At 43.0% G+C, this 11,584-nt stretch carries 11 protein-coding genes; 2 read left to right on the forward strand and 9 right to left on the reverse strand.

What is annotated here, in order from left to right; all coding sequences use genetic code 11:
- On the reverse strand, positions 1 to 192 hold a 192-nt coding region (locus IM507_RS17975), incomplete at its 3' end, for an IS1/IS1595 family N-terminal zinc-binding domain-containing protein (protein ID WP_465246298.1).
- Between the two features lie 224 nt (positions 193 to 416).
- On the opposite strand from IM507_RS17975, the gene IM507_RS17980 reads away from it, so the two are divergent.
- The gene (locus IM507_RS17980; protein WP_259679092.1) at positions 417 to 641 is read left to right on the forward strand and encodes a hypothetical protein; all 225 of its coding nucleotides are present in this window, start codon (positions 417 to 419) and stop codon (positions 639 to 641) included.
- A 163-nt stretch (positions 642 to 804) separates the two neighbouring features.
- Here the strand turns inward: IM507_RS17980 and pstB (IM507_RS17985) are convergent, their stop codons facing one another.
- From pstB (IM507_RS17985) to pstS, 5 genes are all read right to left on the reverse strand, one after another.
- Positions 805 to 1,602: a phosphate ABC transporter ATP-binding protein PstB gene (pstB, locus tag IM507_RS17985; RefSeq protein WP_002752590.1), complete on the reverse strand. Its 798-nt coding sequence runs from the start codon at positions 1,600 to 1,602 to the stop codon at positions 805 to 807.
- Between the two features lie 104 nt (positions 1,603 to 1,706).
- Positions 1,707 to 2,510, reverse strand: coding sequence for a phosphate ABC transporter ATP-binding protein PstB (gene pstB / locus IM507_RS17990; protein WP_002732845.1), 804 nt, complete (start codon positions 2,508 to 2,510; stop codon positions 1,707 to 1,709).
- A 95-nt stretch (positions 2,511 to 2,605) separates the two neighbouring features.
- On the reverse strand, positions 2,606 to 3,499 hold the full coding sequence (pstA, locus tag IM507_RS17995; protein WP_002732684.1) for a phosphate ABC transporter permease PstA: 894 nt from the start codon (positions 3,497 to 3,499) through the stop codon (positions 2,606 to 2,608).
- A gap of 17 nt (positions 3,500 to 3,516) precedes the next feature.
- Positions 3,517 to 4,476 (reverse strand): phosphate ABC transporter permease subunit PstC, encoded by a 960-nt coding sequence (pstC, locus tag IM507_RS18000; protein WP_002749316.1) that lies wholly within the window; start codon positions 4,474 to 4,476, stop codon positions 3,517 to 3,519.
- Between the two features lie 94 nt (positions 4,477 to 4,570).
- Positions 4,571 to 5,692 carry a phosphate ABC transporter substrate-binding protein PstS gene (pstS, locus tag IM507_RS18005; RefSeq protein WP_069475239.1) on the reverse strand — a complete coding sequence of 374 codons (1,122 nt, stop codon included), beginning with the start codon at positions 5,690 to 5,692 and terminating at the stop codon, positions 4,571 to 4,573.
- A gap of 375 nt (positions 5,693 to 6,067) precedes the next feature.
- Here pstS and IM507_RS18010 point away from each other — a divergent pair, with 375 nt between their 5' ends.
- The gene (locus IM507_RS18010) at positions 6,068 to 7,102 is read left to right on the forward strand and encodes a PstS family phosphate ABC transporter substrate-binding protein (protein WP_002733642.1); all 1,035 of its coding nucleotides are present in this window, start codon (positions 6,068 to 6,070) and stop codon (positions 7,100 to 7,102) included.
- Between the two features lie 427 nt (positions 7,103 to 7,529).
- On the opposite strand, the gene IM507_RS18015 is transcribed toward IM507_RS18010, so the two are convergent.
- The 3 genes from IM507_RS18015 to IM507_RS18025 form a co-directional block, all read right to left on the reverse strand.
- On the reverse strand, positions 7,530 to 9,071 hold the full coding sequence (locus IM507_RS18015) for a ferredoxin--nitrite reductase (protein ID WP_069475240.1): 1,542 nt from the start codon (positions 9,069 to 9,071) through the stop codon (positions 7,530 to 7,532).
- A 688-nt stretch (positions 9,072 to 9,759) separates the two neighbouring features.
- Positions 9,760 to 10,794: an anthranilate phosphoribosyltransferase gene (gene trpD, locus IM507_RS18020; RefSeq protein ID WP_002752577.1), complete on the reverse strand. Its 1,035-nt coding sequence runs from the start codon at positions 10,792 to 10,794 to the stop codon at positions 9,760 to 9,762.
- Between the two features lie 231 nt (positions 10,795 to 11,025).
- Entirely contained in the window at positions 11,026 to 11,553 is a 528-nt protein-coding gene (locus IM507_RS18025) for a GIY-YIG nuclease family protein (protein ID WP_002734270.1), read from the reverse strand.
- Between the last annotated feature and the right edge of the window lie 31 nt (positions 11,554 to 11,584).

Here is an 11,584-nt window from a genome sequence, read left to right on the forward strand (position 1 = left end):
AATTCGTTCGAGCAAGAGTTTATCAATTAATTGTTTGGTTTCGTCAGAGACGGTTTTATTAGTGGGATTGATCACAAACTGACGACCACATTCTTTACATTGACGTTTGGGTTTTCCATTATGAATAGAACCATTCTTGATAGTATGGTGAGAACCACAATTAGGACAGGGGAATAGAGGTGAAGGGGGGATTTTGTTCGGTGCTAGACTGATATTTGAGTAAGCCAGACAGGAGCCAGAAAAAGATATTTATCAGAAAAGTCATGATCAAGCTAGAGGTTTAAAGACTGATCGGGTTCCAATTATTTTTATTAATAAATATTTTACACAATTCATACCAGGTAAGCAAGAGAGCTACGCCACTACTACCGAATCATTACCTAGTTTTGGTTTAATTTTATCTAGAAAATTTTGTTATGAAAAATCTTCAACAAACTATTAGATTTACCTTATCATATTTACTTCTTACTGCTAGAGTTCTTGCCGCACCACCCCCCACTCGTATTAATTATTGTTCTAACACTTTTATCCAAGAAATAACCACCAGATTTGATGACGAAGCTGATGCAGAAGCAGTTGTGGTTCTAACCAACGGAGTTGTTCTGTTTTTCTATGTGAAAATTGATGAAGTTCCAGCTTGAAAAACAGCTTTACCCGGCGATAAAGTAAAACTCTGTTTAACTCAAGTGCCAGATGATTGTCCACCGGGTTTCGCAATCAGTTAATTTAATCGTTTTTCAATCATTCCAGATGAAAAAAATTAATCTATCCCGGAGTCGTGAATAACGATTAATTATTAATACTTTAACCAAAACGACCGCTAACATAATCTCTAGTGGACTCTTGAGCGGGATTTTGAAAGATAACCTCGGTGCGATCATATTCCACTAAATAACCCACTTTACCACCTTTTGGGGTCGGTTCAGCATTATAAAAAGCCGTTAAATCAGAAACCCGCGACGCTTGTTGCATATTGTGGGTGACAATAACTATAGTATATTGGGTTTTCAATTCGTGAATTAATTCCTCAATTTTTAGGGTAGAAATTGGATCGAGTGCCGCACAGGGTTCATCCATTAAAACAACTTCCGGTTTAACCGCAATAGCGCGAGCAATACATAACCTTTGTTGTTGTCCTCCCGATAAAGCTAAACCACTTTCCTTGAGTTTATCTTTAACATCATCCCAGAGAACGGCTTTTTTTAAAGATTCTTCCACTAATTGATCCATATCACCGATGTAACCATTTAAGCGCGCCCCAAAAGCGATATTTTCATAGATAGATTTGGGGAAAGGATTCGGTTTCTGAAAAACCATACCGATGCGACTGCGTAACCCGATAGGATTAACGGAATTACCATAAATATCTTGGCCCCGAAAGGTAACTTTTCCCTCAATTTTGGCACTTTTAACTAGATCATTCATGCGATTAAAACAGCGCAAAACCGTACTTTTTCCGCAGCCAGAAGGACCGATAAAAGCGATCGCTTTTTTCTCGGGAATATCAAGGTTAACATCACGAACAGCGAGATTAGAACCATAGTAAACGTTTAAGTTTTTGGTTCTCAAAACCGCATCGGTGACAACATCGCTACTATACATAATCTTTAAAGGAATAGGTGTTGGGGAAAAGGGAGAAGGGAGAGGGAAAGAGGGAAGAAAAAAGCTGATAACTGATAACCGATAACTGATAACTGATAACTGATTTAGCCAAAACGTCCACTAACATAATCTTTAGTTGCTTGTTCTTGAGGATCACCGAAGATTTTGTCCGTATGATCAAACTCGACTAAATAACCAATTTTGCCACCTTTATCGGTGGGTTCAGCGTTATAAAAAGCCGTTAAATCCGCTACTCTAGTAGCTTGTTGCATATTGTGAGTAACAATAATAATTGTATAACGTTCTTTTAATTCGTGCATTAATTCCTCAACTTTTAAAGTTGAAATTGGATCCAGTGCCGAACAGGGTTCATCCATTAATAATACTTCTGGTTGAGCGGCAATAGTGCGAGCAATACATAATCTTTGTTGTTGTCCCCCCGATAGGGAAAAACCGCTTTCTTTTAGTTTATCTTTTACTTCTTCCCAGAGAGCTGCTCGACGCAAGGAAGTTTCTACTAATTCATCTAAATCGCCTTTATAACCATTTAATCGCGCTCCGTAAACCACATTATCGTAGATGGATTTGGGAAAAGGATTAGGGCGCTGGAACACCATACCGATATATTTTCTGACTTCGACAGGATCTACCTCTTGAGAGTAAATATCTTGGTTATGATAAAAAACTTTGCCGTCAATACGAAAACCGTGAATTAAATCATTGAGACGATTAAAACACCTGAGAATGGTACTTTTTCCACAGCCAGAGGGTCCGATAAAAGCGGTGACTCTATTTTTGGGAATATCGATGGAAACGTCCCGCACTGCCCGATAATTACCATAGTAAATATCAGCCTTATCGACCTTTAAAACGGTTCCTGTAGAATGGGGGTTAGAATTAGTTAGCATAAATTATTTACCTTGAATTTGGCTAATTTAGGAATCAGAAAGATAGGTAGATTTTTACTTAAATATCCCTTTTTGCTTTTCACTTTTTCCTTGACTTAATAGGTTTTCTGGCGCGTGGCTAAACGGGATAAAATGTTAGTTACCAACACCAAAAGCACGAGAATTAAAGCACCTGCCCAAGCTAATTGCTGTTGAGGGGCAAAAGGGGCAGTAGCAAAGTTGAAAACTAGGACCGAAAGGGTGGCAATCGGTTCAAAGACACCCCGAGGCCAAAAGTTAGAGAATAATGCCGTAAAAATTAAGGAGGCGGTTTCCCCAGCAGCCCTAGCAATTGCTAAGGTTACACCGGTTAAAATAGCGGGAACTGCCGCAGGAAGGACGATTTTTAGGACGGTTTGGTAGTTATAGGCCCCTAAACCCATGGCTGCCCAGCGGATGTCTTGGGGAACGATTTTTAAAGCCTCATCGGTGGTTCTAATAATAGTCGGTAACATTAACACCGCTAAACCGATCGAACCGGCCAGGGCAGAAAAGCCTAAAAGGGCTGTTCCTTCGCCAAATAAGGGCGCAACTAACAAACCGAAGGCGAAAACCCCGACAATAATCGAAGGGACACCCGCTAGAACGTTGGTAGCAAAGCGCACACCCTGGGCAAGTTTGTTATCACCGCTAAATTCCGAGAGATAAACCGCCGCTAAAACGCCGATGGGAACTGCGATCGCTGTAGCCAGGGCAACGACGATAATTGTGCCTAAAATGGCATTAGCGATGCCTCCTCCTCCTAAACCCGGTGGTGGCGGTAATTTAGTAAAGAGATTAGCGTTTAAACGACCCACCCCTTGCACAAAAACAAAGCCTAGGACGGCAAAAAGGGGAATCACGGTGACAGCTAAACATAAAGCCGAGAGAACGGTCATAATTGTCCCCAATAGCGATCGAGGACTACTCGGTTTCTTTTTGAGATTATTGCCTAAATTCGCACTATCCATATCAGTTAAAAGATGGCTTAATACTTAGCTTTGACGCGATTAACGATTAATTCTGCGAAGATATTGACTACTAGGGTCAAAACCAAGAGAACAAAACCCGCATACATGAGTGCCGATACTTGCATTCCCGATGCTTCGGCGAATTGGTTAGCCAATAAGGAAGCGATCGTGTTAGCGGGGGCGAGAATAGAGGCACTAATGCGGTTAGAATTGCCGATAATCATCGTTACTGCCATGGTTTCCCCTAAAGCACGCCCTAAAGCTAACATAATCCCCCCGACAATCCCAGAAAAAGCGGCAGGAATTAATACCCGAAAAATCGTTTCCCAACGGGTGGCCCCCAAACCTAGGGAAGCTTGTCGCAAATCCGGCGGTAAAGCGGCCAAAGAGTCGCGAGAGATAGCGATAATAATCGGCAGGATCATAATTGCTAAAATAACCCCCGCCGGTAACATTCCAGGACCCCCTAAAGGAGTACTAAACAGAGGAATCCAACTAAAATTAGCATTTAACCAGTTACCAAGGGGTCTGAGGATAGGAATCAATACAAAGATACCCCATAATCCGTAAACAACACTGGGAATAGCGGCCAAAAGTTGTACGAGAAAAACCAAAATTGTCCGCGCATTTAAGGGAATAAAATCTTCGCTTAAAAAAATGGCTGAACCGATGCCGAGGGGAACAGCAATCAGGAGGGCAATCAGAGAACTAACGAGAGTTCCGTAGATAACGGGCAGAACTCCGAATTCTTCCCGACCGCGCACGGGATTCCAAGCACTACTGGTCAAAAATCCCAGACCAAAGGTTTGAATCGCTGGTAGGGCCCGAATAAAAATAACTAGGGCAATTAGGAGCAAAATCAGCCCAATAGCGATGGCAAAGGCGGTGGTTAATCCAACAAAGCCTTTATCGAGGATTTTTTCCGATTCTGGACGTTCTTTAAAATTTGAGTCGGGTGGAACTGTGGGCGCACTCATGATTAGGGTTTAAATCCAGCTAGTTTGCGGCAGCTAAGGGAGAAATTGGCCTTTCTCCACTACTATTGTAACTTTGAATACATTTTTTCGGCGACTAATCCACGTTGATCGTGTAATCAGGATAGATGACATCGGCAGCGGCGGCTACTCGTTCCCGAACGTTTTTCGGTAGGGGAATATAACCAAGGGGAGCTGCTTGTTCTTGTCCTTGGTTAAGTCCAAATTCAATCATCGCCTCCATTGCTAAAGCTTTTTGGGGATCGTTGTATTTTTTGTAAACCAACATCCAGGTATAGGTGACAATGGGATAGGAATTTTCTCCCGGCGGATCGATGATAAAAGCCCGCAGATTTTCGGGTAATTCCACCGTGGCTAAGGTGGCAGCGGCGTTGGTTTCATTGGGGATAACGAATTGACCGGCTTGGTTTTGTAAAACGGCCATGGGCAGGTTATTATTTTTAGCGAAACCGTACTCGATATAACCGATCGAGCCTTGATTTTGTTGAATTAGGGCAGTTACACCCTCATTGCCTCTACCGCCAAGAAATTTACCTTTTTTGGTCGGCCATTGTACGGCTTTTCCTTCACCGATACTTTTTTTCCATTCGGGACTAACGGCGCTTAAAAACTTGGTAAAAACTCCCGTTGTTCCGCTACCGTCTGCCCGGTGAACTACGGTAATTTCTTCATCGGGTAGTTTTAAATCGGGGTTATCGGCGGCAATTTTGGCATCGTTCCAACGGGTAATCGTGCCTAAAAAGATGCCTACATAGGCTTCTCTACTTAGTTTCAGCCCTTCTACTCCGGGCAAATTATAAGCCATAACGATGCTTCCCGCCGTCATCGGTAGCAGTAAAACCCCTCGGCTAACTCTGGCCATATCCTCGTCACTCATGGCCACATCGGAAGCGCCAAAATCGATCGTACCTTGGATAAATTGTTCGACTCCCGCCCCGCTACCGGTAGATTGATAGTTAATTAGTAGTTTGGAAAATAGTTGATTAATGGTGACAAACCAGTTTTGATATAGGGGTGCAGGAAAAGAAGCACCCGCACCATTGAGGGCGACCTCTCCTTTTAGGGGAACCTGGGCGATTCTATTGCTTCCCTCTCCGCTGGTTCCCGCCGTATCGCCGCCACCACAAGCGGTTAAAGTCGCTGTTAGAGTCGCTAGGGATAAGGCTGTTAGTAAATTGGTCTTGTTTCTGCTGGGCATAGGATTAATTTTGATCCGTAAACTGCCTTAAATCTTACGCTAAAAGTTACCACTGCTTGGTAAAGAATAGGTTAAGAAGTGAATAAAAGAACGTAATGTATTGTCAAGAAAAGTTTTCTCGATAACTAGACAAAAATCTCAACTTCTTTTACTATCTATTTTGACTAAACATTAGTTTTAAGTCGCGGGTAAAGCCGCTAACTTTTCCCGTCTATATAGGGGGTTTCTCTTTCCGTACCATTATAGTGACGTAAAAACAACAAAGAAAAGATTAAGGTTTTTAGCCATCATCCCTCAGCTTTTTTCTTCCCACTTCCCCACTGATAACTGAAAAGTCTCCCCAATACCCGTTTTTACTTTCTCCTTTTGACACCTATGCTAGAAATCTTTACTCAGCTATCTCGTCCGACCAAAGTAGTGGCAACCATACTAGGAACTGCTCTACTTTTACCCGCTTGTGCCAATATTAATCCTCAAGATCTAAAACCAATTAAAATCGATGGTTCGAGTACCGTAGCACCAATTACTGATAAAGTTCTCGAAGATTTTAAAGCTAATACCCCTAACAAAGCTTTGGCTGATGTTAAAATTGACGCTAATATTTCAGGAACTGGCGGCGGTTTTAGAAAATTTTGTGCGGGAGAAACGGATATTAATAATGCTTCTCGGCCGATTTCTGTGGAAGAATTAAAAGAATGTGATGCTAATAAGGTCAGATTTATCGAACTACCGATCGCTTTTGATGCTTTAACCGTGGTAGTCAATCCCAAAAATAACTGGGTTGATGATATTTCCACCACAGAATTAAGAACTATTTGGGAACCAGCGGCCGAGAATAAAATCAAACGTTGGAATCAAATTAATCCCGCTTGGCCCGACCAACCGATTACCCTTCACGGGCCGGGTAAAGATTCCGGAACCTACGATTTTTTTAGTGATGTAATTAACGGCAAAGATGCCAGTCGTGGGGACTTTAATTTTAGTGAAGATGACCAAGCTTTAGTTAATGCCGTCAGTCAAGATGCCAACGCTTTAGGCTATTTTGGCCATGCTTACTATGAACAAAATCGGGATAAATTAAAAGCTTTGAAAGTTAACGGTATTGAACCAACTCGCGGCAATGTCGAGGATAGTAAATATCAGCCTTTATCTCGTCCTTTGTTTATTTATGTTAATGCTCAAAAAGCCCAAGAGAATCCCGCTTTAGAGAAATTTGTTAAATATTATCTCGATCGAGTTCCTGATTTATTAGATAGTATTGGTTATATTCCCCTACCGGATGAGGCCTATCATTTGGCACGGGTACAGTTGCAAAAATTTGAGGTAGGAACGGTTTTTAATGGCCGACCTCAACCCAATTTAACCATCGGGGAATTACTTCGCAAACAAGCTCAATTTGAAGCGAAGTAGGGTTTGCGGCAAAAAGTAGGGGCGAAGCATTCGGATAGAAAATCTACGGTTTCACCGATAGGTTATTGCCCGAATGCTTCGCCCTTACAGGACTCTCAAAATCTTGCACCTGTGGGGGCGAAACAGTACCCTAAAACTCTTACCTCGTCTATATTTCACATTTATTCAGCAAACCCTAAGTAACGATTCCCATCTGGTAGGAAAATATAGCGTTTCCTGTTCGCAAGAGGTACATTGTCGATGGTGAAAAGCTTAATCAGCAAAGGTTTGACTGTGCCACACAGGTGTGAGAAACGCTATATATAAGGATTTTCCTACTCCTATCTGCCTCCTAACATAGCAAAAGGTTTGCCAATTTCACCCAACAGAGATACAGAAAAAAAAGAGGGGACAAACCCCCCATTCAGCGTATCAATAAACTTGTTAATTAACCCTTCGGTGTCGCCCCAAATTGCTCAATGAGGATAGAAGTTAACACCGATTTTAAGTCTTCACAGGGAATCCCTTTTTGTACACAACTTCCCAGGTGAGCATCTTTACCCACTTTACCCCCCATGTAGAGGTCAACTCCCTCCACGGTTTTGCCGTCTTTGCGAGCTTTTGTCCCCATCAAACCGATATCGGCCACTTGGGGTTGTCCGCAGGAGTTAGGGCAACCGGTCCAGTGCATACGCACACCCCGGGGAATATTTAATTCGGCATCTAACTGACGAATCAAGTCCACAGCCTTATTTTTGGTTTCAATCAGGGCAAAATTGCAGAATTGCGCCCCCGTGCAAGAAACGAGCGCTCGTTGTAAAGGAGTGGGATTGGGGGTAAACTTAGCCAGTAAAGGCTCGGTTAAAAGAGTTGGCATATTTTCAGCCGCTATATTGGGAATAATCACGTTTTGTTCCACGGTTAAACGCAATTCTCCGCTGCCATACACTTCGGCAATCCGGGCTAAATCTAACATATCATCGGCAAATAGACGGCCAACGGGAACACAAAGACCGATATAGCTCAATCCCTCCTGTTTTTGGGGAAAAACTCCTAAATGATCTCGTTTTTCCCAGTCAATAGCGTCTTTTTCCGCTGCCGTTGCCAAGGGATAACCTAGGTGATTAGCCACCCGCGTGCGGAATTCCTCAATTCCCCACTCATCAATTAACCACATTAAACGGGATTTTTGACGATTGGCGCGTAATCCGTTATCGCGGTAAACCTCCAAAATTCCTCGGCATAAATCCACCACCTCCTGATTCGGTCTCACCCAAACATTCATGGGAATTGCCGCTTCACAGCGTTTAGCCGAGAAAAAGCCACCTACCACAACATTAAAGCCTAATTCTCCCTCTTTATAGGCAGGAACAAAGGCAATATCGTTAATTTCCGCATGAACAGAGTTATCCCGGCCCCCCTCGATGGCAATATTAAATTTGCGGGGCAGATTGCTAAATTGATAATTACCTTGACCGTAGTTGGTAATCATATCTTGGACTTTTTGGACTAATTCCCTGGTGTCAATTAATTCATCCGCATCTAGTCCCGCCATGGGTGAACCGGTAATATTTCTGACATTATCCATGCCCGATTGTACCGAAGTCATACCCACGGATTTTAGTCGTTGGAAAATATCAGGAATATCTTCGATACGAATACCGCGTAATTGTAGGTTCTGACGAGTAGTAATATCGGCATTGCCATCATCGCCGTAACGCTGCACGATTTCCCCTAAAACGCGCATTTGCTCACTGCTAATAATGCCGTTAGGAACCCGTAAACGCATCATGAATTTACCCGGGGTGACGGGACGATAAAAAACCCCCACCCATTTTAAGCGATGTTCTAAATCGGTTTTATCCATCGCTTCCCAACCGATTTGGGCAAAATGATCTAGTTCATCTTTAATGGCTAATCCGTCTTTTTCGGCTTTAAATTTCTCGAATTTATTGAGAGTTGTTCCATCTTTTTCAGGTGCTTGTACCACGAATCTATCTCCTTTTGGTTTGTGGGTGTAATTGTTCTAGTTGGTGCGGGTTAGAAATGAAGAAATCCGGATTTAACAATAAGTATTCTGTAAAATACTGTCGTCATTAGCAAAAATTTAGTAATTTACCTAGTCTCTATTTGTTATTTAATTCTTTTTAACTTGGGTGATTTTGTATTGTTTGTAACAGAAATCTCCTAACCATCGTGTTTAGGCATTTATATCATGCAGTAAGTGCATTGAGGTGGGGAAGTGGGGTGTGGGGTGTGGGGTGTGGGGAGATGGGAGAATAAATAAAAATAATCTCCTAACTTGAAAATAGAGGCTGAAATAACGCAAATTCGTCAATCATACTAAATCCGTTGAGTATAGGCTACATATCAGGACAGGCACTCCTGCAAGTGGAGTGACTCTTAAATTATTACAGATGTATCAGCAGCCGCGTGTAAGCATCCTACCGAAAAACTAATGCGCTCCGGGGTTTGGGGGGTAGAACCCCCCAAAAACTTGGATTGAGCAATAAAATCGTAAGTAATACGGCCATCCGTTGAGTATAGGCTACATATCAAGAGAGGCACTGACTGGAAAATAGAAGCTGAAATAACGCCAATTCGTCAATCAGAATATTGTCATGCTTGGTGGTGTCAACTTTGGCATCGCGACTGCTTTCTGTCTCCTCTGAATTTTCCTAAGCGAGAAACTTAACCAACTCCTCTAATTTTTGCCAAGCTAACCCACTGGCTAAAATCTCGCGAGCGAGGGCGAAACCAGCAGCATGATCGCCAAAAGTGACCTTTTCTGCCACCTGTAGGGCAAGAGCGGCATTAATCGCCACAGCATCCCGTTGAGCGGGCGTTCCCCCCCCTTGCAGAACATTTTTGAGGATTTCGGCATTTTCTGGCACTTCCCCGCCTTTAAGGGCATTTAAACTGGCTCTAGGGATAGAAATTGACAAGGGATCGATCGCCGCAGAAATCACCTCGCCATTATTTAATAAAGCCATATCGGTCAGATCTCCCAACCCCACCTCGTCGAGTTTTTCCCGGCCGTGAACAATAATCGCCTTGGGGGTTCCCATTTGTGCTAAAGCTGTGGCCATGGGGGTGAGAAATTGCTGGTCATAAACCCCGATAACTTGACCTGTGGGACGGAGAGGATTAACTAGAGGACCCAGAAGATTAAAAACCGTGCGAACTTTCAGGGTTTTGCGGAGATTAGCCACACTTTTCAGGGCCGGATGCCAACCGGGGGCAAAAAGAAAGGTCACTCCCACCCCATCTAAAGCCGCGGCCACTTTCTCGCTAGGGGCGCTTAAATTAACCCCAAGATATTCTAAAACATCGGCCGAACCGACTTTACTGGAGGCGGAGCGATTGCCGTGTTTAGCCACTTTTACGCCCCCGGCGGCCGCCACAAAAGCCACGGCAGTGGAAATATTAAAGGTTGAAGCCCCGTCACCGCCGGTGCCACAGGTATCGATAACGGGAGTAGTATGGGGTTTAGGGTCTTCTAAGCGAGATTGTTGCCGTAAAACTCCGGCCATTCCCGCTAATTCGGCGGCCGAGACTCCTTTTGCTTGCAAAGCCGCTAAAATCGCCCCCGATAAAACTTCCGGAATCTGGCCGTTTAACCATCCGGTCATTAATTCTTCAGCTTGGTTAAGGGAAAGGGATTTTTGATCGAGTAGTTGCTGCAGTAGGTTTGGCCAGTCTTGATTGGTCATCGCTGTTCCATTGCTGTGGGGATGGGGCGATATACTATCATAGCGGTTTGTCTGGAGAATCGAGCGCTCCTAGTAATTTGGCTCTCTTAGGTTTGGTGGGTAAAATGTATTCTAAAATACAGTTTTGCGGCCGAGTGAGTGGGACGAACCACAGAGACACAAAGGACACAAAGACTGATCGCTACTATATAAGTTAAACTTATTACACAAAGAATAAGAGAGCCGGAATTTTTACTTCAAATCGAGCAAACCCTGTTCTTTTAACTTAGGATTAAAACGAATTTCCATCTGTACTCCCCGTTTTTCTAGAGTTGATAAAACATCGTTTTCTACTCGTCTGGATACCTGTTTTAATAACTTGATTTGCCCTACTTCGTCAGCACTTTGATAAATTTCTTTTTCTGTCTCAGTCATGGCTAATTTAGCATCAATTGGTTCTGTCCAGAGTTTTTCATCGCCGATTACTGCCTGACTTTCTCTTAGCCAAGCTTGTTTAATCGATTCGAGAATAGTTCGATTAGGACGCTCAATCACCTGTATTTTTAGCCAATAACAAGCTTGAGGCTGTCGGGCAAGATGTTGTTTTAAACTGAGATAAATATCACGAGAATAGCCGACAAACTCTAAGACTTGTTCTCGATCAAAAATGGCATAAACCCCGATTTTTCCCTGGAAATCAACACAGATATTACCGGTGGCATCTAGGTAGGGAATGTATTCTAATTGTTCGAGATTAGCAAAAGTATCAGACTCATTCATAATTAATCGTCGCTAATTGGTTGGAGATAAG

The organism is Microcystis sp. M20BS1, from assembly GCF_020245305.1.
Lineage (GTDB): Bacteria > Cyanobacteriota > Cyanobacteriia > Cyanobacteriales > Microcystaceae > Microcystis > Microcystis ichthyoblabe_A.